Genomic DNA, 24450 nt, shown 5'->3' on the forward strand with positions numbered 1-24450 from the left:
GCTGTCGGTCACGCCACCGTGTGGCGGCTCTCCTCGTCCTCGGCGGCGGGCTCGGACGGTGCGTCCTGTGGGCCCCGCGCGTCTCGCTCCCCGTGGTGCGCCAGCCCGGCGAACGCGGCGGAGTCGTGCTCGCTCAGCCCGTCCGAGACCGACTGGTCGCGCGAGTCCGCAGCGGGCGGCTCGACGACCGTGGGCCCGGCTCCGGAGGCCGCGGCGAGCTCGTCCGGGGTCTCCACAGCGGCAGGTGCTGCGGGGGCCGGCGCCGGAGCTGCCGGAGCCGCCGCCGTAGCCGTGGGAGCCTCGGCCGCAGCAGCAGGAGCCGCATCCGGTGCCGCCGCCGGGGTGCTCGCGGAGGAGGCCCGGCGCTCGGCGGCCGTGGCCTCGAGAAGCCCGTGCCGCGCGTCGGCGCGGTAGGTGTAGGTGGCCATGCCGTCGCCGGCGCGCTTGGTGCGGTTGAGCACGATGCCGAGGATGTGCGCGTCCACAGCGTCGAGCATCGAGATCGACTGCTTGAGCTGCTCGCGCGTGACGATGCCGCTGCCGGCCACCACCAGGACGCCGTCGACCGAGGTGCTGAGGATCGCCGCGTCGGTGACGGGCAGCAGCGGGGCGGTGTCCACCAGCACCATGTCGAACCTGTGCCGGAGCTGGGCCAGCAGGGCGACCATGGCGTCCGACCCGAGCAGCTCGCTGGGGTTCGGCGGGATCTGGCCCGACGCCAGGACCTGGAGGTTCTCGTCGCCGTACGGCTGGAGGGCGTCGTCCAGCGACACGCGGCCGATGAGGATGGTGGTCAGCCCCACGGCCCCCTCGAGGCCGAGGTACTTGGCGATCGACGGGCGCCGCAGGTCGGCGTCGACCAGGCAGACGCGCGCACCGGCGCTGGCCAGGGTGGACGCCAGGTTGGCGACCGTCACCGACTTGCCCTCGCCGCTGCGGGAGGACGTCACGACGATCGAGCGCGGCCGGTTGGCCACGTTGACGAACTGGAGGTTGGTGCGCAGCCGGCGGTACTCCTCCGAGCGTGCGCTGGCCGTCGGGGCGATGATCACGGGCGTGCGCGCGGAGGCCTGTGCGTCGACGGCGACGGTCGCCAGCACCGGCACCGGGACGAGCGCGGCGACGTCCTCGCCGGTGCGGACCTTCACGTCGAGCGTGGTGCGCAGAGCCGCCCAGCCGAGGCCCAGCACCAGACCGAGGACCGCCCCGAGCGCGATGTTCTGCCGCGTGTGCGGGACGGAGGCGCGGCCCGGCGGCGTCGCGGGGTCGATGGAGTTGACCAGCACCGTCGGGGAGCCGTCCGCCGCCGTGGGCGACAGGTCCTGCACGGTGAGCGCGAGGTTCTTGGCCACGGAGTTGGCGATCGCGGCGGCCGCCTCCGGGTTCCCCCAGGTGGCGGTGATCGTGATGATCGGGGCGGCGGGGTCGGTGCTGACCGCGACCGCGCCCCGCAGCGTGCGGCCGCTGCCGGGCAGACCGAGCTCCTCGACCACCGGGTCGAGCACCACGGGGGACCGGGCGACCATGGAGTAGGTGGCGACCACGCGCTCCGCGTAGGAGGTGCCCTGGTTGAGGTCGCCGATGGAGTCGCCGACCTGCACGGTGATGAGCACCTGGTTCCGCGCGCTGTACTCCTTGGGAGTGGCCAGCGACAGGCCCAGGCCCGCCACGGCACCCAGGACCGTCAGGATGACGACGCTGGGCCAGTGGCGGCGCATGAGCGCGATCAGCTGACGAAGCTCCACAGTGGCCCTCGGATTCCTCGACGTCGTCGGCGGCGGTCCCGCGCGGCGGAGATCCCCCCGTGACGTCCGCCCACTCTACTAAGCGATCTGCACGCTCTCCGGGTGATTCGTGGCGGCCCCCGGGTGGTGCGACGAGCGCGCCGCGGCCTCGAACGCACGCGCGTACGACGCCCCGATCACGTCCCACGCCCGGGCGTCCAGCTGCGGCCGGCCGACGGGGGGCGCCGCGCGCAGGTCGTCGACTGCGCGGTGCAGGTCGGCCGTGTCCAGCGTCCCCTCGAAGAAGTGCACCCAGCCGGGACCGACCTCCTGCGCGAGCCCCCGGGTGACCGGGGTCGACGGGACCAGGACGGGCGTGTCCAGCGAGAGGGCCACCAGGACCACGGCGGAGTTGTGCAGGTCCCGGTAGGGCAGGACGGCCAGCTCGGCCGCGGTGACCTCCCGGACCAGCGTGTCGTCGGCGACGAACTCCAGCACGTGCCCGATCCGCGGGTCCTGGCGGGCCGCGTCCTCGACCAGCGCGCGCCACTGCGGGGTCTGCGGGTTGCCCACCACGCGCAGCGCCAGACCGGGCCGGGCCTGGGCGAACGCGTCGAGCAGCAGGTCGACGCCCTTGTAGTCGCGGATCTTGCCGAAGTAGACGAGCAGGCCGGGCACCCGCGCGGAGACCGGGTGGCCGCCGAGCTGCGCGCGGTAGTGGCCCAGCGGGATGACCACGTCGTGGGGCCCCTCGCCGCCGGGCAGCGGGTTGAGGTGCACCCGCAGGGTGGTGCGGCGGTCGAGCCAGCGCAGCAGCGCCCGCTCGGTGCGACCACCCGGCTCGTGCGGCTCCGGGTTGTGCTCGGTGCGCACGATCGCCGTGCGGGTGAGGCGCAGCCGGAGCAGCAGCGCGACGAACGCCAGCCGCGTGGCCACCCGGCGGGGCAGCGTCGACGGGCGCGTCCGCACCAGCCACTCGGGCCAGTGCACGTGCAGCACGTCGTACCGCTCGCGCAGGGCGCGCCGCCAGGTGAACCAGACGACCTCGACGTGGTCGGGGAGGGGCTCCACCAGCTGGTCGGCGTAGCGCGTGGTGCCGTCCGGCGGCTCGAGCACCTCCAGCACGCGCACCCGGGGGGTCACGCGGTCACCTGGTGCCGCACCGGCTCGATCGCGGGTGCCGCGTCGGGCAGGGGCGTCTCTCGTGCTATCCGCCAGCATGCCGCCAGAACGTACACGGTGGACATGAAGGCGACGGTGTAGAGCATGGTGTTGGCGGCGACGGCGTTGACCATGCTGCCGACGAGGACCGCGAGCCCGAGCGCGACCACCCTGCGCGGCGCACCGGCGTTGATCCGACGGATCATCGCGACCGCGTACCAGACGGCCAGCAGCGAGACGGCGGCGAGGCCCACCACCCCCACCTCGGCGAGCATCCGGACGTACTCGTTGTGCGGGATCGACTTCAGGATGATGCCGCTGGTCGTCGCGCCCAGCCCGTTGCCGAACACGGGGTGCTCGTGCCAGGCCGCCAGCACCTTGCCCCACGCCTGGAACCGCCACCCGAGCGAGTTGTCCTGGGTGCCCCCGGAGAACTCGGAGAACCGGGCGGCGCCGATCTCCGAGTTCACCGTGGCGGCCACGACGACGACGATCGCGAGCATGCCCAGCACCACCCGGTGCATCCGGCGGCCCGCCTCGACCAGCAGGTACACGATCACCATCACCAGCACGGTGAGGAACCCGCCGACGCTCGCGGTGGTGACCAGCGCGACGAGGAAGACGACCAGGAGGCCCGCGTCGAGCCACCGCCGCTTGCCCCCGGACAGCACCCGCGCGAACGTGGCGATGGAGCACAGGGCGAACAGGGCGGCCGCCGAGTTGGCCTGGGAGAGGGTGCCGGTCGACCGCAGGACGCCGGCGCTGGGGGTGCCCGTGCCGGTGACGAACTGCAGGAGCGCGACGAGCGCCGGTACCACCCCGACCACCTGGACGACCCCCGTGACCCGCCCGAACGTCACGGTGCCGGGCGCGTTGATCGTGACGACGGCGACCGCGACGAGGGACAGGACCCGGACGGCCTCGCCGTACGTCTCCGCCGCCCCGTAGGTCGCCGCGCCGGCGCCGGCCGACGCGAACAGGGCGAGGGCGATCACGAGCACCCGGACGGGCCAGCTGGGCGAGCGGACGAGCACGAACACGGACAGCCCGATCACCCCGGCGGCGACGCCGGCCGAGATGGTGGGACCTCCGGAGCTGTCGACGAGCGCCCGCAGGACCAGGATCACGGTCAGCCCGAGCAGCGCGACGCGGTAGCCGAAGACGATCACGAGCGGGAGCGTCGCGAAGGCGATCAGGACCACCGGCGGAAGACCGCCCACCCACCCGGCGCCGACGACGGCCGCGGTGAGGCCGACCACGACGAACGGCACCGTGCGGTCGGAGAGCGCAGCGCGCGCGGAGACGACTGCGCTGCTCAGGCCGGGTGTGGTCACGCGGTCGAGGCTACGGGCCGGACCCGGCGGGGTCGATGGTGAAAAGTCGGTGCTACGTTCGCCGCCATGTCGCGCCCCCGGCCCCCGCTGGCGCCACCGGTGTGCCCCTGGGCCGTGCGGTGAGGGCCCAGTTCCTCGGCATCCTCGTCTCGCGCGGGCTGGGCAGCGGCCTCCAGGCGCTCGCCCTGATCGTCCTGGCGCGGTCCGTCCCCGCCGCCTCGTTCGGCGCGGTGACGGCCGTGATCGCCCTCGTCGGCTTCCTGCTCGTCGTCACCGGGTTCGGCATGGCCGCCTTCGTGCCGCGCGCGCGGGCCCTGGGCGCCGACGACGACGTCCGGGCGGGGCTGCGGCTCAACTGGCTGAGCACCGCCGTGACCACCCCGGTGCTCCTGGCGGTCACGGCCTGGTGGGCGGTGGAGCACCACGCTCCGCTGGCCGTGGCGCTGATCTGCCTGTCGCTCGGCCTCGAGCGCAACGTGGACACGGTGCTCGGCGTGCCGATCGCCGACGGGGACGCGCGCACCGCCGCGACGTCGATGGTGCTGCGCCGCACGGTGAGTCTGGTCGTGCTGGCGCTCGGGATCGTGGCCGGCGTCGACCCGGTGGTCGCGTACACGCTCGGGCTCCTCGCCGGGGCCGTCGCCGCCCAGGTGCACGTCCGGCTCCTCGTGCGGGACCTGCCGGGCAACGCGTCCGCCGTGCCGACCGGGGAGCTCGCGCGCCGGGGCTGGCCGTTCCTCGTCGCCAACGTGGCCGGGCAGGCCCGGACGCTCGACGTGCCCCTCGTCGCCGCTGTCCTCTCGCCCGCCGCCGCCGGCCTGTACGCGGCGGCGGTGAAGCTGGTCCAGCCGGTGCTGCTCATCCCGCAGTCGCTGGCCGCCGTCGTGGCTCCCCGCTCGGCCCGGCTCGACCCCCCGGGGGCCCGCCGGCTGGGGGTGCGGCTGGTCGCGGCGCTGCTCGGCGGGGGGCTGCTGCTGGTGCCGTTCATGGTGTTCGCCGAGCAGATCGTCACGTTCGTGATGGGCCCCACGTACGAGGGCAGCGGTCCGGTGCTGGCGTGGACGCTCGCCGGACTGCCCTTCTTCGCGGTCGCGGCCGTGCTGGCCGCGCTGCTCCAGGGTCAGTCACGCGAGCACCTGGTCGCAGTCATCGGCACAATCTCTGCAGCGGTGACCGTGGCAGCGGTCCCGCTGGGCGCCTCGTTGGGCGGCATCACGGGGGCCGCCATCGCGCTGACCTGCGCATCTGTCCTCCGAGCGGGTGCACTGGCGGCCTACGCGCTGCGGTGACTGGAGATCACCCGATCGGACGGGGTGAAGTGTGCAGGAATATGGTGGTCTGTCCAGATTTCGCTCGTATTCTCGCCGGATGAGCCCCCAGACCCTGGGGGCCTTTCCGGATCGGGTGGGGTCATGCAGCGGCGAACGCTCCAGTGGGTGGCAGGCTCGGCGGCAGCCGTGGTCCTGCTCGGCGGCGCCGCCTTCGGCATCGCCCAGAACTGGGGTGTGAGCACCGACCCCGGGGCGGCCGAGCCCACTCCCACCGCGACCAGGTCCGCCGCGGCGGACGAGTCCTCGAGCGACGAGGCGGACCCGTCCGCCGACCCGTCGGTCGACCCCGCGCAGGTGCCGACGACCGGGCCCGTGGAGGGGACGGACCCGGCCGAGAGCACCGTCGTGCACGTCGAGGACTTCGCCGAGGCGCCGCCGGTGGCGCTCGACCAGCCGGCCGACCCGGGTGACAAGGCCGTGGTCAGCCTCACCGGTATCACCCGGATCGACGGCGTCGGCCGGGCCATCGGCGAGCGGTCGGGTCCGGCGCTCGCCATCGCGATCACCGTCCGCAACGACTCGGGCGCACCGCTCGACCTGAACTTCGTGGTCGTCAACGTCTACTCGCAGTCGGGCGTGCCGAGCGTGGAGCTCGCCAGCGACCCGCACGTGAAGGGCTACTCGGGCGTGCTTGCGCCCGGGGAGTCGGCGGACGCGACCTATGTCTTCCGTGCACCGACCGAGGGGGGCCCGGTCAAAGTCACGGTCAGCCACGACGCCGCAGTTCCCGCGGCGGCGTTCCAGGGTGAAGTCACCCCGTGAGGAGCCCCTCGATGTCGTCCCCTTCCCGCACGCGGTCTGTGCGTGCCCTCGTCGCAGCGGCGGTCTCCGCCGCTCTCGTCCTGTTCGGGCTCGGTGCGCCCGCGTGGGCCGACGACCCCCTGCCCTCGGGCACCGGCTCCCTCGACCCGACAGTGACCGCCGACGCGCTGCCCACCGTGCAGATCGACGGCGTCGCCTGGGCGCAGATCGTCGTCGGCACCACCGTGTACGTGGCCGGCGACTTCGCCACCGCACGCCCGGCCGGCGCCCCGGTCGGTCAGGACACGACCACGCGGGCCAACCTCCTGGCGTACGACATCACCACCGGGGAGCTCATCCCGGGCTGGGCGCCGTCCCTGAACGGCCCCGCGTACTCGATCGCCGCGTCCCCCGACGGGACGCGCATCTACGTCGGCGGCGACTTCACCGCGGTCAACGGGACGGCGAAGAACCGCTTCGCGGTGCTCAACGCCGCCACCGGCGCCCTGGTCAGCTCGTTCACCGGCGGTGCCAACGGCGCCGTGCGGTCCATCGTGGCCACCGCGACCACCGTGTACATCGCGGGCAACTTCAACACCGTCGCCGGCCAGTCGCGGCCGCGCGTCGCGGCGTTCGACGCCCAGACGGCAGCGCTGCGCACGTGGCGGGTCTCTGTGCAGCCGCGCCAGGTCGACGCGATCCTGCTCAGCCCCGACAACTCCACGCTGTACATCGGCGGGCGCTTCGACGTGATCAACGGCGTCGCACGCCAGGGCATCGGAGCGGTGTCCACGACGAGCGCCGCGACGACCGCGTGGACCGTCAACCCCGAGCTGTTCGCGTACGGGTTCTCTGCCGGGATCATGAGCCTGGCCACCGACGGCAACCTCGTGTACGGCACCGGCTTCGGCTTCCTCACCGACCCCGACAGCAACACCAACCTCGAGGGCATGTTCGCCGCCGACCCGGTGTCGGCCGACCTGGCCTGGGTCGAGGACTGCCACGGCGACACGTACTCCGTGTACGCCAACCCCGGCAAGGACCACGTGTACATCGCGGGCCACCCGCACATGTGCTCCAACTTCGGCGGCTTCCCCGAGATCAACCCGCGCCGGCACCAGTACGGCGTCGCGTACACCAAGACCGCCGTCGGCCAGATCCAGCCGAACTCGCAGGGCGGCTACTACGACCTCCAGGGCATGCCGGCCCCCGCGCAGCGCACGTTCTGGCCCACCTTCACGGCCGGTACCTACACGGGCCTCGGGCAGGCCACCTGGAGCGTCAACGGCGGCGGCAAGTATGTCGTCTACGGCGGCGAGTTCCTCAGCGTGAACGGCGTCGGCCAGCAGGGTCTCGTGCGGTTCGCCACCCCGGACATCGCCCCGAACGACCAGGGTCCGATGCTGTCCGGCTCGGCCACGCAGCCGACCGCCGCCTCGCGGACCACCGGGACCATGCAGGTGTCCTGGCCGGCCAACTGGGACAAGGACAACGGCGAGCTGACCTACCAGGTGTTCCGGAACAACGGCGCGACGCCGGTCTACTCGACCACGCGGCCGTCCCGGTTCTGGGACATGTCACGCCTCTCGTTCAGCGACACCGGTCTGTCCAACAACACCTCGTACACGTACAAGGTGGTGACGGTCGACGCGGCCGGGAACTCGGTGACGTCACCGAACGTGACCGCGACCAGCTCGGGTTCGTCCGTCGGTGCCATGGGCGCGTACACGGCGGCCGTCCTGGCCGACAACCCGGCCGGGTTCTGGCGCCTCGGCGACACCTCCGGTCCGGCCCTCGACTGGGCCGCGTACAGCAGCGCCTCGATCGGCAACGGCGTGAGCCGCAACCAGACGGGCGCGATCTTCGGGGACACCAACCGGGCCATGAGCTTCACGGGCGCGTCGACGTCCCGGGCGTACAGCCAGGTCCGTGTCCCGGGTCCGAACCAGTTCTCGGTCGAGGCCTGGTTCAAGACCACCTCGACGACCGGCGGGAAGATCCTCGGGTTCGGCTCCACCAGCGGCACCACGGACAGCAGCAACTACGACCGGCACGTGTACATGGGTCCGGACGGCCGCGTGAACTTCGGCGTCTACCCCAACGCGGTCCGCGTCATCACGTCGCCCAACCCGTACAACGACGGTGCCTGGCACCAGGTCATGGCGACGCTCGGCACCCGCGGCATGGAGCTGTACCTCGACGGCGTGCTCGTCGCCACCAACCCGAACGTCACGTTCGCGCAGGCCTACGACGGCTACTGGCGGATCGGCGGCGACAACCTGGGCGGCTGGCCGAACGTCGGGAGCACCTCGTTCGTCGGCACCATCGACGACGTCTCGGTCTACGGCCGGCAGCTCGACCTGGTCGACGTCGTGCGGCACCAGGGGCTCGGTGCCACGGGCGTGGTGCCCAACCTGCCCCCGATCACCAAGTTCACCGTCACCGGCGGCGAGCTCTCCGCGACCTCGGACGCGACGGCCGCGAGCGACCTCGACGGCACCATCGCGGCCTACGACTGGAGCTGGGGCGACGGCGGCACGTCGACAGGGCTCACGTCGTCGCACACCTACGCGACCGGGGGCACGTACAACGTCACCCTGACGGTCACGGACAACGCCGGCGGCACGAGCTCGCTGGTGCACCAGGTGGTCGTCGCCAACCCGAACGTCGGTCCCACGCCGGTCATCACGTCCAGCTCGACCGGGCTGACCGGCCTGCTCGACGGGACCGGCTCCACCGACCCCGACGGCACGATCGCGTCCTACCAGTGGAACTTCGGTGACGGCACCAGCGCGTCCGGCGCCACCGTCTCGCACGCCTACACCGGCAGCGGCATCTACACGGTCGCCCTGACGGTGACCGACGACGACGGGGTCGCGACGACCACGACCGCGCCGCTGACGATCATCGCGCCCGTCGTGGACATCCTCGTCGCCAACGACACGTTCACCCGGACGGTCTCGCCCGGCTGGGGCACGGCCGACCAGGGCGGCGCGTGGACCTCGTCCGCGGGTGCCGGCTCGGTCAACGGCACACAGGGCGTCTCCGCGATCGCCGCGGTGAACGGCTCGTTCAGCGCGCGGCTCACGGCAGTCACCGGCACGGACCTGGTCACCCGCTTCTCCACCACCGTGGACAAGCGGCCGGCCGGCTCGGGCGGGGCCATCCTGTCCCGCGGGCGGATCACCCCGTCCGGCGAGTACCGGCTCAAGGTCAGCCTCAAGTCGAACGGCTCGGCCACCGCCAACTTCGTGCGGACCAACACCGCCGGCACGGAGACCGCGCTGACGACGGCCGTGACCATCCCCGGGTTCACCTACAGCGCCGGCTCGGTCATCAGGACCGCGCTCAAGGTCAGCGGCGGCACGCCGACCACGCTGAGCGCCAAGGTGTGGATCGGGACGGAGCCTGCCGACTGGCAGTACACCACCACCGACTCCACCGCGGGCCTCCAGGACGCGGGCCACACCGGCATGGCCGTGGTGCTCTCGAGCACGGCGACCAACGTGCCGATCACGTTCCGCACCGACGACTACTCGGTGCAGTCGGTCGGCACCGCCGCTCCGCCGGAGACGCAGATCCCGCCGGACGACCCGACTCCCACCCTGCCGCCCGCCCAGACGGGCACGCCGAAGAACATCATTCATCTCATCGGCGACGGCATGGGCTTCAACACGGTCGACCTGGGCAGCGTGTTCCAGTCCGGCAAGACCCTGTACCAGCAGAAGATCACCAACGGCCCGAACCTGACCAAGATCGGTGGGCAGGGCGCCACGCAGCCGTACCAGTACTTCTCGGTGCAGGCTGCGGCGTCGAACTTCCCGGCCGGTGGCTCCTACAGCCCGACGGGCGCCTGGTCGACCTTCACGCAGCCGCTGAGCGGGACCACGGACTCCGCGGCCTCGGCCACGGCACTGTCCTCGGGCCTGAAGACCAACAACGCGGTCATCGGCAAGGACGCGACGGGCAAGGACATCCGCAGCATCGCCGAGCTCGCCCAGGACGTCGACAAGTCGACCGGCGTGGTGACGACGAAGTACCTGTCGGACGCGACGCCCGCGGCCTACCTGACGCACGACGAGGACCGCGGCAACTACACCCAGATCGCCGACGAGATCGTGGCGTCGAACGCCAACGTGGTCTTCGGCGCCGGCAACCCGCTGTACGACGACGACGCCAACCTGCGCGGCACGCCCGACTACACGTACATCAGCCAGCCGACGTGGGACAAGCTCACCACCGGTCAGACGCCGTACACGTTCGTCGACTCGGCGGCCGAGTTCGACGCGCTGGCCACGGGGGACACCCCGGAGCAGGTGTTCGGCGTGGCGCACGCGTTCACGACGCTCCAGGCCTCCCGCTCGGCGCTGACCCCGGCGAGCGTGCCGTTCAGCACCACCCGCAACGCTGACGTGCCGACCCTCGCCCAGATGAGCAAGGCGGCGCTGAACGTGCTGGACCAGGACCCGGACGGGTTCTTCGTGATGATCGAGGGCGGCGCCATCGACTCGGCGGCGCACGCGAACAACACGGCCGGCGTGGTCGAGGAGCAGGTCGACTTCAACGACGCGGTCCAGGCCGTCGTCGACTGGGTCGAGGCCAGCTCCAGCTGGGACGAGACCCTGGTCATCGTCACGGCCGACCACGAGACCGGGTACCTGTGGGGCCCGGGCTCCAACCCGGTCCGCAACCCGATCGTCGGCACCCCCGGCACGGCTCCGGCCGTCCAGTGGAACACCGTCAACCACTCCAACCAGCTGGTGCCGTTCTACGCCATGGGCGTCGGCTCCGCGGCGCTCGCGGCCAAGGCCACGGGCACCGACCCGGTGCGCGGCGCGTACCTGGACAACACCGACGTCGGCGCCGCGTCGCTCGCCTTCTGGGGCGGCCTGCCCGGTGACGCGCCGACGGTGCACGTGCCGCCGCCGCCCCCGCCGCTCGCGACCGACACGTTCGAGCGCACGGTGGTCGGCAGCTGGGGCACGGCGGACGTCGGCGGGGCGTGGCTCTCCACCGCGAACGCCACCAGCGTCGGCTCGGGCACGGGTGGGATGACCCTCTCGGCCGCCGGCGCCACGACGAGCGCCCGGCTGCCCGGGATCGCCAGCGCGTCCCACCGGCAGACCGTCACGTTCTCGCTGGACAAGCGTCCGGCGGGGTCCGGCGGCTGGGTGCTGCTCCGCGGTCGCATGATCGACGGGGCCGGCGACTACCGGCTGCGGCTCGCCCTCTCCTCGGGCGGCTCCATCTCGGCGCGGCTGTACCGCACCAACGCGGCAGGCACCGAGACGGCGATCGGCACCGCCGTGACCGTCACCGGGGTGACGTACACCGCCGGCACGCAGCTCACCGCGGCGCTCGAGGTCGTCGGGACGTCCCCGACCACCATCCGCGCCAAGGTCTGGCCCGCCACCGGCACAGAACCCGCCGCCTGGCTGACCACCGCGACCGACACCACGGCCGCACTGCAGGCACCCGGGTACACCGGGCTCGCCGCGATCCTGTCCAGCACCGCGACCAACGTCCCCATCACGGTGCGGTTCGACGGCTACGCCGTCACGACCGTCCCGTGACCCCACGGCCGCGCGGCGTGCCCGCGCGGCCTGCGAAGGAGAGTTCGATGCGAGCAGCACAGCGGCTGTGGTGGCGTCGTGCCGTGGGGGTCGCCTCGGCGGCGACCCTCGTGGTGGTCGGCCTGGTGACGGTGCCGACGGCGGCGACGGCGGCCCCACAGGTGTGGACGGACCCGACGCCGACCGCAGACGCCCTGCCGACCGTGCAGATCGACGGCGTGGTGTGGTCGCAGGTGGTCGTCGGCAACACCGTCTACGTGGCCGGCGACTTCACCACCGCACGCCCGGCGGGCGCCGCGGCCGGTGTCGACACCACGCCCCGCTCCCACCTGCTCGCGTACAACCTCACCACCGGTGAGCTGATCACCACGTGGGCGCCGTCGCTGAACGCCCCGGCCTACGCGATCGCCGCGTCGCCCGACGGCACCCGCCTCTACGTGGGTGGCGACTTCACGCGCGTCAACAACGTGGCCCGCAACCGGTTCGCCGTGATCAACGCGACGACGGGCGCCCTGAACACCACGTTCACCGGCGGCGCGAACGGCGCGGTGCGCACCATCGTCGCGACGGCCTCGACCGTGTACATCGGCGGGGCCTTCAACACGGTCGCGGGCCAGTCCCGGCCGCGCGTAGCCGCGTTCAACGCGTCCACCGGGGCGGTCACGACGTGGCGGGTGTCCGTCCAGCCCCGGCAGGTGGACGCGATCGTGCTGAACTCCAACGCGTCGCAGCTGTACATCGGCGGCCGCTTCGACTTCATCAACGGGGTGGCGCGCCAGGGCATCGGCGCCGCGGCCACCTCGAACGGTGCGACGACCCCGTGGACGGTGAACCCTGACATCTACGCCTTCGGGTACGCCGCCGGGATCACCAGCCTTGCCACCGACGGCACCAACGTCTACGGCACGTCGTTCGGGCTCATCAACGACCCGGTCAGCGAGGGCAACCTCGAGGGCATGTTCGCGGCGGACGCCGTGACGGCGAAGCTGACCTGGGTGGACGACTGCCACGGCGACTCGTACTCGGTGTACGCCAACCCGGGCAAGGACCACGTCTTCCTCGCGGGGCACCCGCACAACTGCGGAAACTTCGGCGGCTACCCGGAGATCTTCCCGCGCCGCCACCAGTACGCGGCCGCGGTGTCCAAGGCGGCCTTCGGTCAGGTCCAGCCGAACACGCAGGACGGCTACTTCTCGCTCGAGGGACACCCCGCTCCTGAGCTCCGCACCTTCTGGCCCACCTTCACGGCCGGCACGTTCACCGGCACGGGCCAGGCGACGTGGCACGTCACGGGCAACGGGAAGTACGTCCTGTACGGCGGGGAGTTCCTGCGGGTGAACGGCGTCGGCCAGCAGGGCCTGGTCCGGTTCGCGACCTCCGACATCGCCCCCGACCTGATCGGCCCGTCGTTGTCCGGCAACGCGCTCCAGCCGACCGCGGCCTCCAACGGGTCGGGCTCCATGCAGGTGTCCTGGCCGGCCAACTGGGACCGCGACAACGAGCTGCTCAAGTACCAGGTCCTGCGCGGCACCTCGACCACCCCGGTCTACGAGGTCTCCCGCGAGTCCCGGTTCTGGGACCTCCCACGCTTCTCGTTCACGGACAGCGGCCTGGACCCGAGCACGTCCTACACCTACCGGGTGGTGGCGACGGACGCCGCCGGGAACTCCGTGACCTCTCCGCCGGTGACGGCGACGACGACCGGCGCGAGCACCCCGGAGATCGGTGAGTACGCGCAGGTCGTGCTGCGCGACAACCCGTCCGCGTACTGGCGGCTGGGCGAGACCAGCGGCAGCACGGCGGACACCACGAGCTACGCCTCCGGGACCGTGGGCGCCGGGGTGGTCCGCGGTGCGCCGGGCGCGCTGGCGGGGACCACGAACGCCGCGATGCAGTTCACCGGCGACGCGACCTCGCGGGTGTACAGCACCCGACGGATCGCCGGCCCGATCCGGTTCTCGATCGAGGCCTGGTTCAAGACGGGCTCCACCGCGGGCGGCAAGATCGTCGGGCTGGGCTCCACGTCCGGCACCAACAACAGCACCACCTACGACCGGCACGTCTACATGGGCGCCGACGGACGGCTGACCTTCGGGGTCTACCCGGCCGCGACCCGGACGATCACCTCGCCGGCCGCCTACAACGACGACACGTGGCACCAGGTGGTCGCGAGCGTCGGCATCCGCGGCATGGAGATGTACGTCGACGGCACCCTGGTGGCCACCGACCCGAACGTCACGTTCACGCTGCCGGCCAACGGCTACTGGCGCATCGGCGGCGACGCGGTGGGCACGTGGCCGAACGCGGCGGGGGAGAACTTCGTCGGCAGCATCGACGAGGTCTCGGTCTACGGCCGCCAGCTCGACCAGGTCGACATCCTGCGGCACCTGAGCACCGGCACCACCGGCACGGCGACGAACCTGCTGCCGCTCGCCCAGGTGACGGTGACGGGTGGCGAGCTCACGGCCTCCGGGAACGCGTCCGCGTCCACCGACCTCGACGGCACGATCGTCGGGTACTCGTGGAGCTGGGGCGACGGCAGCACCACCACGACGACGACACCGACCACCACCCACCCGTACGCCGCGGCCGGCACCTACCCGGTCACGGTGACGGTCACGGACGACGACGGCGGGTCGGCCGTGGCGTCCGGCAGCGCGGTGGTCTCGGCGCCGAACCAGGTGCCGACGGCCGCGATCTCGGTGACGGGTCCGCCCGCGCTCGGGGTCTCCGTGTCCGGGTCTGGCTCGACCGATCCCGACGGGACGATCAGCACGTACGCGTGGACCTTCGGCGACGGCGGCACGGCGACGGGCGTCACCGCGACCCACCAGTACCTGGCCACCGGCACCTACCCGATCACCCTCACGGTGACCGACAACCGCGGCGGCGTGGACACCGAGACCGTGTCGGTGGACGTCGTCGCGCCGCCCGGGCCGGTGGTCCTGGCGTCCGACGCGTTCGGCCGGACCCTGGCCGACGGCTGGGGACCCGCCGACGCCGGCGGCACCTGGATCACCACGGCGGGTGCGGCGTCGGTCGGCTCGGGCTCGGGCGTGATGACGGTCGCCGCGGCGGGCGGTGTGGTCAGCGCGCGGCTGCCCGGACCCGGCAGCACCTCCCAGCGCGAGCAGCTGACGTTCTCGCTGGACAAGCGGCCGGCAGGGTCGGGCGGCTGGATCCTGGTCCGCGGACGGATGATCGACGGGGCCGGGGAGTACCGGCTGCGGATCGCCCTGACCTCGGGCGGCTCGGTCCAGGCGCGGCTGCACCGGACCGATGCCGCTGGGGTCGAGACGGCGGTCTCCACCGCCGTCACCGCCACCGGGGTCACCTACAACGCGGGCACGGTGCTGGCCGTCGCGTTCGAGGTGGTGGGGACCTCTCCCACCACCCTGCGCGCCAAGGTGTGGAACGCGGCGCAGCCCGAGCCGGCGACGTGGCTGGTGCAGGCCACCGACGCGACGCCCGCGCTCCAGGCAGCCGGGTACACCGGTCTGGCGACGATCCTGTCGTCGACCGCGACCAACGCGCCGGTCGCGGTCCGGTTCGACAACTACAGGATCACGGCGGTGCCGTGACGGTGTGAGGCGACCACGCCCTGCGCGCGGTCCACGAAGGGGGGCCTGATGCGATCAGCACGGGTGGGATGGCGTCGGGTGGTCGGCGCGGTGGCGAGCGCGGCGGTCGTGATGGCCGCCGCGGTGGTCGCGACGGCGCAGGGGGCGGTGGCGCTGGACCCGACGGTGACGGCGGACGCGCTCCCGACGGTGCAGATCGACGGGGTCGCGTGGTCGCAGGTGGTGGTCGGCAGCACGGTCTACGTGGCCGGCGACTTCTCCACGGCACGACCGGCCGGTGCGGCCGCGGGGGTCTCGACGACCCCGCGGGCGAACCTGCTCGCCTACAACCTCACCACGGGTGTGCTGAGCACCACGTGGGCGCCGACCCTGGACGCGCCCGCGTACGCGATCGCCGCGTCCCCCGACGGCACGCGCATCTACGTGGGCGGTGACTTCACGCGTGCGAACAGCTCGGCCCGCAACCGGTTCGTCGCCCTCGACGCGAGCACGGGAGCGGTGATCAGCTCGTTCAACGGCGGTGCCAACGCGGCGGTGCGCGCGATCGCGGCCAACGCCTCGACCGTGTACATCGGCGGGAACTTCAACACCGTGGCCGGCCAGTCGCGGCCGCGCGTGGCCGCGTTCAGCGCGTCCACCGGCGCCCTCACGTCGTGGCGCGTCTCGGTCCAGCCCCGGCAGGTGGACGCGCTCGCGCTCAGCCCGAACGGGTCGCAGGTGTACATCGGCGGCCGGTTCGACGCGATCAACGGGGTGGCGAGGCAGGGCATCGGCGCGGCGGCCACGTCCAACGGGGCGACGACGCCCTGGACGGTCAACCCCGAGATCTACGCCTGGGGGTACTCCGCGGGCATCCTGAGCCTGGCCACGGACGGGAACCTGGTCTACGGCACCAGCTTCGGCCTGCTCACGGACGAGAACAGCGACACCAACCTCGAGGGCATGTTCGCCGCGGACGCGGTCACGGCCGACCTGGCGTGGGTCGAGGATTGCCACGGCGACTCGTACTCGGTCTACGCCAACCCCGGCAAGGACCACGTCTACCTGTCCGGGCACCCGCACAGCTGCGCCAACTTCGGCGGGTACCCGGAGGTCACACCCCGGCGCCACATGTACGGCGTGGCGTTCTCGAAGGCGCCGGTGGGCAAGGTCCAGCCGAACTCGCAGAGCGGCTACGAGAACCTCGCCGGGCTGCCGTCGACCGACCAGCGCACGTTCTGGCCGGTCTTCCAGCCGGGCACCTACACGGGCACGGGCCAGGCGACCTGGAGCGTGTCCGGCGGCGGGAGCTACGTCGTCTACGGCGGGGAGTTCCTGCGGGTGAACAACGTCCCGCAGCAGGGCCTGGTCCGGTTCGCGACCTCCGACATCGCGCCCGACCGGGTGGGACCGGTGCTCACCGGCTCCGCGCTCCAGCCGACCGCGGCGTCCTACGCGACGGGCACCATGCAGGTGTCCTGGCCCGCCAACTGGGACCGGGACGACGACGTCCTGACCTACCGCGTCCTGCGGGGCAGCTCCTCGACGCCGGTGTACCAGGTGTCGCGCGGCTCGCGGTTCTGGGACCTGCCCCGGCTGTCGTTCACGGACACCGGGCTGGCCAACGGCACGTCGTACACGTACCGCGTGGTGGCCGTGGACTCCGGGGGGAACTCCGTGACGTCCCCGTCCGTCACGGCGACCACCACCGGCTCGTCGGCCGGTCCGCTGCGCGCGTACGCGACGGGGGTGCTGGCGGACAGCCCCGCCGGGTACTGGCGGCTGGGCGAGCCCAGCAGCACGGTCCAGGACTGGACCTCCTACGCACCGGCCACGGCGGGCAGCGGCGTGGCCCGCGGCCAGGCGGGTGCGCTCGCGGGCGACCCGAACGCCGCCATGACGTTCAACGGCACGGCCGCGTCGCGGGTGTACACCGCGCGCCGGGTGGCCGGCCCGCTGCGCTTCTCGGTCGAGGCATGGTTCCGGACCGGCTCCAGCGCGGGCGGCAAGATCGTCGGCTTCGGCTCCGTGTCGGGGACCGGGAACAGCGGCACCGTCGACCGGCACGTCTACATGAGCGCGGACGGGCGGCTGAACTTCGGCGTGTTCCCCAACGCGGTACGCACCATCACGTCACCGAGCGCCTACAACGACAACGCCTGGCACCACGTGGTCGCCAGCGTCGGGGCGCGCGGCATGGAGCTGTACGTGGACGGCGCCCTGGCGGCGTCGAACCGGGACGTCACGTTCTCGCAGACCACCAGCGGCTACTGGCGGATCGGCGGCGACAACCTGTCCGGCTGGCCCAACGCCGCAGGCACCACCTTCGTCGGCAGCATCGACGAGGTCGCGGTCTACGGCCGCCAGCTCGACGAGGCCGACGTCCAGCGCCACCGCACCCTGGGCACGGGCGGCTCGACGCCGAACCAGCCGCCCGTCGCGGCGATCTCGGTCAACGGTCCGCCGGACGCCACCGTCTCGGTGTCCGGTGCGGGCTCGAGCGACCCGGACGGCACGATCGGCACCTACCAGTGGACGTTCGGCGACGGTGGGACGGGCACGGGCGTGACGGCCTCCCACCAGTACCTGGTCACGGGCACGTACCCGATCACGCTCACGGTCACGGACGACCGGGGCGGGGTGGATTCCGAGACCGTGTCGGTCAGCGTCGTCGCGGGGCCTGCACCGGCGGCGCTGGCCTCCGACACGTTCGAGCGGACCATCGCGGACGGCTGGGGGACCGCGGACACAGGCGGCGCGTGGACGACGACGGGCGTCACGTCGGTCGGTGGGGGAGCCGGCTCGATGACGCTCGGTGCTCCCGGCGGCGTGGTGACCGCGAGCCTCCCGGGGATGAGCAGCACGTCGACGCGGCAGCAGGTCACCGTCACGCTCGACAAACGGCCGTCGGGCTCGGGTGGCTGGGTGCTCCTGCGCTCGCGGATGCTCGACGGCGTCGGCGAGTACCGGGCCAAGCTCGCCCTGACCTCGGGCGGGGGCGTCGCGGCCCGGCTGCACCGCACGGACGCGGCCGGAGCCGAGACGGCGGTGTCGAGCTCGGTGACGGCGGGGGTCACCTACACCGCCGGCACGGTGCTCGCGGTCGCGTTCGAGGTGGTCGGGACGTCACCCACCACCCTGCGGGTCAAGGTCTGGGACGCGGCCCAGCCGGAGCCCTCGGCCTGGCTGGTCCAGGCGACCGACGCGACGGGTGCCCTGCAAGGTCCCGGCAGCACCGGTCTGGCTGCCATCCTGTCCTCGTCGGCGTCCAACGCGCCGGTCGTGGCTCGGTTCGACAACTACACGATCACGGCGGCGCCGTGACAGGGGGTCAAGTGAACGACGTGACGGCTGCACCGAGCTATCGCGAGATCGTCGCCCGACTGGCGGCGGCGCAGAAGGCATCGCGCAACGCGCCCGCCTACTCGCGGTGGGTCAACCGGCCGCTCGGCCGGCGGATCGCGGCCGCCGCGTACCTGCGCGGGCTGACGCCGGACCAGGTGACGGGCATCAGCGCGTGCCTGACCGTCGTGGGCCTCGGGTTCCTCGTCGCGGTCCCTCCGGCGCTCTGGGTGGGCGTGGTCGTCTCGCTCGCGCTGGTGCTCGGCTACGCGTTCGACTCCGCCGACGGGCAGCTGGCACGGCTGCGCGGGGGCGGCTCGCCGCGGGGCGAGTGGCTGGACCACGTGGTCGACTCCGCCAAGAACGTGTCGGTGCACCTGGCCGTCCTGGTCGCCTGGTTCCGGTTCGAGGGAGAGCACGTGGGCCCCTGGGACGGGGACTCGCTGCTGCTGGTCCCGCTGCTCTTCGCGATCGTGTCCACCGTGTTCTTCTTCGCGATGACCCTCACCGACCAGCTGCGCCGCCTGTACGGGGGCAAGCCGACGTCGACGTCCGCCGAGGCGATCGCGCAGAAGGCGCCGGTCATGGCCTCGCTGATGACCCTGCCCAACGACTACGGGCTGCTGTGCGTGGCCTTCCTGCTGCTCGGCCTGCCCGCGGTGTTCGCGCCGGTCTACGCCCTGTTCCTGCTGGCCAACGTGGTGTTCCTGGCGGTCGGTCTGCGCCGCTGGTCACGCGAGCTGCGGAGCAAGGGCTGACACCACCGCGGCACGCAGCCGGCGCGTGACGTCGGCCCAGTCCGGCGCGACGAACGCCGGGGCGACCGGGGGTGCCTGGAGCGCGGCCGCGATCGCGTCCACGTCGTACGGGTCCACGTAGGCGGCGCTCGACCCCAGGTTCTCGCGCATCACGGGGATGTCCGCGGCCAGCACGGGGGAGCCGAAGGTGAGCGCCTCGACCGGGGGGAGCCCGAAGCCCTCGTCCAGCGACAAGTACACGAACAGCGCGGCGTGCCCGTACAGCCAGGCGAGCTCGCCGTCGTCGACCCGGCCGAGGAACCGGATGGCGCCGGACGTGACGGCGTCGCGCACGTCCGGGCCCAGGTCGGCACGCGCACCCTCGGGCTCACCGACCACGAGCAGCGGTCGCGTGGGGGTGATCGCCCCGGACCGGGCCGCCGCGGTGAACAGCCGCCCGAGATTCTTGCGCACGTTCAGGCGGCCGACGCTCAGCACGTACTCGTCGACGTCCACGCCCGCGGGCCGCGTCGGGGTGGCCGACGCGAGCTCGGTGCCGACCGCCAGGCCGATCGGGACCACCGGGGCGATGCCGCGGTTGTGCGCCGCGATCCGCTCCGCCTCGTGGTGCGAGCTCGTCGCGACCACGTCCGCCCGGCCGAGCGTCCACGGCACGAGCCTCAGGTAGGCGCGCTCGGGGATCGTGAACCACTCCGGGTTGGTCTGGAACATCACGTCGTGCACGAACACCGCGCTGCGGCCGGTCCACGGCGTGAAGTTGTGCACCACCGCGACGTCCGCACCCACGCGGCGCGCGATCCGGGGGTAGTCGACGATCGACGCGACGCCGTGCGGCCAGAGCCGCGTCCCGACGCAGGTCACGCCCGGGGGAGCGTCGATGCCGGCCAGCGCCTTGCGGGGCACCACCATCGTGAGCTCGTCGCCGAACAGGTCCACCCAGTGCCGGATGATCTCCCGCTGGACCTGCCGGTTGGAGATCGGGCCGTCGGCCCACCAGTAGCCGTCGACGAGGACGCGCACGTCAGCCTCGGTCGGCCCAGAGCTCGTCGACGATCTGGCGCGTGGAGCGGATGTTCGCCCGGCTCGAGGCGCCGAACACGATCGACTCGACGTTCGGCAGCCCGCACACCCACTCGAGCGCCTCGCGCGGCGGGATGGCCCCGGAGGCGAGCACCGACATGGCGACCGGCCGGAACGTCTTCTCCTTGAGCACCCGCTCGTACTCGGCGATCCCCCCGGACATCCGGAAGCCGAGCTTGTTGATGCTGGAGCAGACGATCGGGTTCTGGACGCCCACCCGCTCGAGGGCGTCCAGGAGCATCGGCAGGTTCATCGTGATGAACCCCGGCTCCGCGTCGTAGCGCTTGCGCACGTGGTTGGCGAAGATCGCGAACGCGTCGTCGAACCCGAGGCCCAGCAGCAGGTCCACGACCACGTTCTGGAGGAAGATCACCGGGGTCGACAGGCCGCGGAACATGGTCATCTCGGCGTCGACCAGCAGGGTGATCAGGCTCTCGACGTCCTTGCGGGCCAGCGCCCGGCCGCCGCGCATCGCCGAGTCGAGGAACCCCTCGTCGGGCAGGAAGCGGCGCACGGCCCCGAGCATCCCGTCCTCGGCCATCGCGTTGGCGTACTTGTGGGCGTACGGCATGCACGGGTAGAAGGTCGACGCCGCGGCGCGGGCCGGGTCCGCGCGGACCAGCTCCGCGATCTGCGCGACCCGGTCGTGCGTGGTGCACATGAACGTGGTGACGCCCTCGTCGAACGCGGCGTCCAGGACGCCCATGATCGCCGAGAGGTCCTGGAACTTGATCTCCTGGGCGCGCGCCTTCTCCTCGGACATGTGGTTCACGCCGAAGAACTGGTTGTCGCCGAACAGCAGCTGGTCCATGGCGGTCACCGCTGCGGGAGGAGTCGACGGAGGCCCGTGCGGGCGGGGGGCGCCGGGGCCTTGCGGACCGGCGGGTGCGCGCCGCCGACCGGGGTCGGTGCCTTCTCGGCGTCGGCCACGATCGCCGCGATCACCAGGTCGGTGTCCGCGGCGGAGCGGAACGTGTTCTCGCCCTTGGTGGTGCCGGTGACCACGCGCTGCACGAACGCGTCGACCTGGCTGCTGTACTCCTCGCCGCGCACGTAGAACCACACCGGTTCCGTGAGGTCGGTGGTGTACCGGACGTTCCAGCCCTGCTCGTACCCCGGGGGCACCTCGGCCGTGTCGCGCAGGTACACCTGCACCTCCTGGCGGTCGACGAAGATCCTGCCGTGCGTGCCCCACAGGGTGAGCTTGGTGGTCATCTTGCGCTGCGAGTCGTCGCTCCAGCTCACGCTCAGGCTCGCCGTGGCGCCGCCGGGCAGGTGCAGGGTCGAGGTGACCTCGTCGTCGGTCTCCTGCGAGAAGACGCGCCCGAGCACCGAGCCGCTGACGCCCGTCGGCACACCGAAGTACCAGGTCAACAGGTTCAGCGGGTGGGCCGCGTAGTCGTACAGGCAGCCGCCGCCCTCGGTCCGCTGGCTGCGCCAGGTGCCGCCCTTGGGCTTGAGCACGACGGGACCGTAGGCCTCGGCGAGCACGTGCGTGACCGTCCCGATGGCGCCCGCGTCGAGCAGGCGGCGGACCTCCTCGAACGCACCGACGAACCGGTAGTGGTAGCCCACCTGCGTCACCAGGCCCAGCTTCTCGGCGCGCTGCGCGAGCGCGTCCGACTCGGCCGGGTCCAGGCAGAACGGCTTCTCGCAGAACACGTGCAGGCCGCGGTCCAGCGCGGCGGACACCTGAGCGCCGTGCATGACCGACGGGGTGCAGATGACGACCGCGTCGAGCTTGGCCTTCTCGAGCATGGTGTCGTAGTCGGTGAACGTGGTCAGGCCCGTGTTCTTGCCGAGCACCGAGAGCACGTAGGACGACGTGTCGCAGACCCCCGCGACAGTCACGTCCGGGTGCGCGTTGAACATGGCCAGGTGGGACAGGCCCATCTTGCCCAGGCCGACGATGCCGACGCGGATCATGCGGCGACCTCCTGCCGGTCGGTGGCCGGCAGGTGCTGCTCCAGGAGGTCCTCGTACTGCCCGGCGACGTGCGCCCACGTGAACTCGGCCGTGTGCCGCTTGCGAGCGTTCTCACCGAGCTCGGTGCGCAGCGCGTCGTCCTCGAGCAGCCGGGTCAGGGCCGCGTCGGCGTCGTCCACCGTGGAGAAGAAGAGGGCCGCGTCGCCGGCGGTCCACCGGTTGTACTCGTTGTCGTGGGCCAGCACCGCGTTGCCGGCGCCCAGCGCCTCGACCAGCGAGGGGTTGGTGCCGCCGACGGTGTGACCGTGCAGGTAGGCGGCGCTGTGGAAGCGCAGGGCGGTCACGGTCTGCGGGTCGTAGACCGGGCCGAGCAGGTCGACCTCGTCGCCCGCCGCGGCGCGGATCGCCTGGTGGTACGGGTCGTCGTGGCCGACGTCGCCCAGGACGGCCAGGCGCACGCCGCGCGGCCTGCGGGAGAAGGCGGTGAGCAGCTCGACGATCGAGTTCTCCGGGATCGGGCGCGCGATGAGCGTCAGGTAACGACCGGGCTCGAGGCCGCGGTCCGTGACGGGGGCGGTGGGGGCGGACTCCACCGTGGGGGCGCCGTACGTGATCGTGGCGATCTTGCGCTCCTTGGCGTGCTTGCTCAGGTAGACGGCGATCTCCGGGTGGTCGGCGATCAGGGCGTCACCGACCAGGCACCCGATCCGCTCGTTGGTCCACAGGATCGCCTGCCGGACGGGGCCCCAGCGGGCGCGGGACCACTCGATCCCGTCCATGTTGATCACCGTCGGGATGCGCTTGAGCTTGTGCCAGGTGTTCAGGACCGCCGTGTTGTAACCGAACGTGAGGCACAGGTCCCCGTGCCGGCCGGCGTGCCGGATGACCTTGAGGTCGAACCGGGACGTGCCCAGCCAGCCGTCGCGGGGCTCGGGGATGGTCACCCGCTCGATGCCCTGCCACGTGTCGTACCGCACCGGCCCGGACCCCTGCTCCTGGCAGTAGACGACGACGCGCCACCCGTTGTCGACGAGGTGGCGCGCGACGTTCTCGGCGGCGGTCTCGAAGCCGCCATAGGCAGCCGGGACGCCGTGCGTGCCGAGGATCCGCACCGTTCTCGTCATCGGCTGATCCTCCTGACCTCGGGGTGTACGGACGCGAACGCCTGGGGCGCCGACGGGGGAAGCACGTCGAAAGTACCCCAATGCGGACATCCGACTAGCACCCCTCGGCAGATTTCGCCCGCTCAGCGGTACCCGAACGGGTGGTGCGGGGCGTGCGGGTGACTTTTGCGGAGAAGGGCGGACAATTCGGACGTCGCTTCCTAGACTCGGCACCACGGTCGGGTCGGAGCGAGAGGACGCACATGACGGTCGTCGGTTATGCGCCCGGGGTCTACGACCTCTTCCACGTGGGGCACCTCAACATCCTGCGGCACGCCCGCCAGCACTGCGACCGGCTGATCGCCGGCGTCGTCTCCGACGAGAACGCCGCGCGGGTCAAGGGCAAGTACCCCGTGGTCCCGCTGGCCGAGCGGCTCGAGGTCGTGTCCGCGCTCTCGATCGTCGACGAGGCGGTCGCGGAGGTCTGGGGCTCCAAGCGCGAGGCCTGGGACCACGTCCGGTTCGACGTGATCTTCAAGGGCGACGACTGGCGGGGAACCCCGCAGGGTGCCGCGCTCGAGGCGTCCATGGCCGAGGTCGGCGTCCGCGTCGTCTACTTCCCGTACACCGTGCACACGTCGTCCACGCAGCTGCGCCGGGCGCTCGAGCTCCTCGAGGGTCGCGAGCCGGAGGCCGCAGCTGTCTGACGGTTCCGGCACCGGTGCGTGTCTGACCTCGGACGTAGACTTCTCGCGCACCCCGGCTCCTCTGGAATCGGGGCGTTCGCGCTGCCTGTGACTGTGCGCAGGCGTGCCCG

General features: G+C 72.4%; 14 protein-coding genes. 7 read left to right on the forward strand and 7 right to left on the reverse strand.

Annotated features, from left to right (window positions below):
- Nucleotides 1-8 precede the first annotated feature (8 nt).
- From ACO06A_RS12375 to ACO06A_RS12385, 3 genes are all read right to left on the reverse strand, one after another.
- Nucleotides 9-1745: a polysaccharide biosynthesis tyrosine autokinase gene (locus ACO06A_RS12375; protein ID WP_421732515.1), complete on the reverse strand. Its 1737-nt coding sequence runs from the start codon at nt 1743-1745 to the stop codon at nt 9-11.
- 78 nt (nt 1746-1823) lie between these two features.
- On the reverse strand, nt 1824-2867 hold the full coding sequence (locus ACO06A_RS12380) for a glycosyltransferase (protein ID WP_421732516.1): 1044 nt from the start codon (nt 2865-2867) through the stop codon (nt 1824-1826).
- A complete protein-coding gene (locus tag ACO06A_RS12385; RefSeq protein WP_421732517.1) occupies nt 2864-4219 on the reverse strand; it encodes an O-antigen ligase family protein in 1356 nt (451 codons plus the stop codon). Before ACO06A_RS12385 ends, ACO06A_RS12380 begins: the two co-directional genes overlap by 4 nt.
- A 119-nt stretch (nt 4220-4338) precedes the next feature.
- Between ACO06A_RS12385 and ACO06A_RS12390 the strand changes: the two genes are divergently transcribed.
- From ACO06A_RS12390 to ACO06A_RS12415, 6 genes are all read left to right on the forward strand, one after another.
- Complete coding sequence (locus tag ACO06A_RS12390) at nt 4339-5508, forward strand: lipopolysaccharide biosynthesis protein (protein ID WP_421732518.1); 1170 nt, start codon at nt 4339-4341, stop codon at nt 5506-5508.
- Nucleotides 5509-5631: 123 nt separating this feature from the next.
- Nucleotides 5632-6312 carry a hypothetical protein gene (locus ACO06A_RS12395; RefSeq protein WP_421732519.1) on the forward strand — a complete coding sequence of 227 codons (681 nt, stop codon included), beginning with the start codon at nt 5632-5634 and terminating at the stop codon, nt 6310-6312.
- Between the two features lie 11 nt (nt 6313-6323).
- Nucleotides 6324-11864, forward strand: coding sequence for an alkaline phosphatase (locus tag ACO06A_RS12400; protein ID WP_421732521.1), 5541 nt, complete (start codon nt 6324-6326; stop codon nt 11862-11864).
- A gap of 47 nt (nt 11865-11911) precedes the next feature.
- Nucleotides 11912-15445, forward strand: coding sequence for a PKD domain-containing protein (locus ACO06A_RS12405; RefSeq protein ID WP_421732522.1), 3534 nt, complete (start codon nt 11912-11914; stop codon nt 15443-15445).
- A gap of 48 nt (nt 15446-15493) precedes the next feature.
- Nucleotides 15494-18748 carry a LamG-like jellyroll fold domain-containing protein gene (locus ACO06A_RS12410; protein WP_421732523.1) on the forward strand — a complete coding sequence of 1085 codons (3255 nt, stop codon included), beginning with the start codon at nt 15494-15496 and terminating at the stop codon, nt 18746-18748.
- Nucleotides 18749-18768: 20 nt separating this feature from the next.
- Nucleotides 18769-19524, forward strand: a complete 756-nt coding sequence (locus ACO06A_RS12415; protein ID WP_421732524.1) for a CDP-alcohol phosphatidyltransferase family protein — start codon at nt 18769-18771, stop codon at nt 19522-19524.
- Here the strand turns inward: ACO06A_RS12415 and ACO06A_RS12420 are convergent.
- Genes ACO06A_RS12420 through ACO06A_RS12435 form a run of 4 tightly spaced genes read right to left on the reverse strand, consistent with a single transcriptional unit; the run spans nt 19498 to nt 23654 of the window.
- Nucleotides 19498-20544 carry a glycosyltransferase family 4 protein gene (locus tag ACO06A_RS12420; protein WP_421732525.1) on the reverse strand — a complete coding sequence of 349 codons (1047 nt, stop codon included), beginning with the start codon at nt 20542-20544 and terminating at the stop codon, nt 19498-19500. The two genes, ACO06A_RS12415 and ACO06A_RS12420, sit on opposite strands and share 27 nt — an antisense overlap.
- A 1-nt stretch (nt 20545) precedes the next feature.
- Nucleotides 20546-21415, reverse strand: a complete 870-nt coding sequence (locus ACO06A_RS12425) for a hypothetical protein (protein WP_421732526.1) — start codon at nt 21413-21415, stop codon at nt 20546-20548.
- A 5-nt stretch (nt 21416-21420) separates the two neighbouring features.
- The gene (locus ACO06A_RS12430) at nt 21421-22530 is read right to left on the reverse strand and encodes a Gfo/Idh/MocA family protein (RefSeq protein WP_421732527.1); all 1110 of its coding nucleotides are present in this window, start codon (nt 22528-22530) and stop codon (nt 21421-21423) included.
- Entirely contained in the window at nt 22527-23654 is a 1128-nt protein-coding gene (locus tag ACO06A_RS12435; protein ID WP_421732528.1) for a DUF1972 domain-containing protein, read from the reverse strand. Before ACO06A_RS12435 ends, ACO06A_RS12430 begins: the two co-directional genes overlap by 4 nt.
- Nucleotides 23655-23896: 242 nt before the next feature.
- On the opposite strand from ACO06A_RS12435, the gene ACO06A_RS12440 reads away from it, so the two are divergent.
- The gene (locus ACO06A_RS12440) at nt 23897-24340 is read left to right on the forward strand and encodes an adenylyltransferase/cytidyltransferase family protein (RefSeq protein ID WP_175346734.1); all 444 of its coding nucleotides are present in this window, start codon (nt 23897-23899) and stop codon (nt 24338-24340) included.
- The last annotated feature ends 110 nt before the right edge of the window (nt 24341-24450 follow it).

Origin of the sequence: Cellulomonas sp. (assembly GCF_965229465.1) — a bacterium.
Lineage (GTDB): Bacteria > Actinomycetota > Actinomycetes > Actinomycetales > Cellulomonadaceae > Cellulomonas.

What these genes read in the sequence shown, in the direction of transcription:
- ACO06A_RS12395 (WP_421732519.1), top strand. Translation starts at nt 5,632, where the DNA reads ATGCAGCGGCGAACGCTCCAGTGGGTGGCAGGCTCGGCGGCAGCCGTG.
- ACO06A_RS12400 (WP_421732521.1), top strand. Translation starts at nt 6,324, where the DNA reads ATGTCGTCCCCTTCCCGCACGCGGTCTGTGCGTGCCCTCGTCGCAGCG.
- ACO06A_RS12405 (WP_421732522.1), top strand. Translation starts at nt 11,912, where the DNA reads ATGCGAGCAGCACAGCGGCTGTGGTGGCGTCGTGCCGTGGGGGTCGCC.
- ACO06A_RS12410 (WP_421732523.1), top strand. Translation starts at nt 15,494, where the DNA reads ATGCGATCAGCACGGGTGGGATGGCGTCGGGTGGTCGGCGCGGTGGCG.
- ACO06A_RS12425 (WP_421732526.1), bottom strand. Translation starts at nt 21,415, where the DNA reads ATGGACCAGCTGCTGTTCGGCGACAACCAGTTCTTCGGCGTGAACCAC.
- ACO06A_RS12430 (WP_421732527.1), bottom strand. Translation starts at nt 22,530, where the DNA reads ATGATCCGCGTCGGCATCGTCGGCCTGGGCAAGATGGGCCTGTCCCAC.
- ACO06A_RS12435 (WP_421732528.1), bottom strand. Translation starts at nt 23,654, where the DNA reads ATGACGAGAACGGTGCGGATCCTCGGCACGCACGGCGTCCCGGCTGCC.
- ACO06A_RS12440 (WP_175346734.1), top strand. Translation starts at nt 23,897, where the DNA reads ATGACGGTCGTCGGTTATGCGCCCGGGGTCTACGACCTCTTCCACGTG.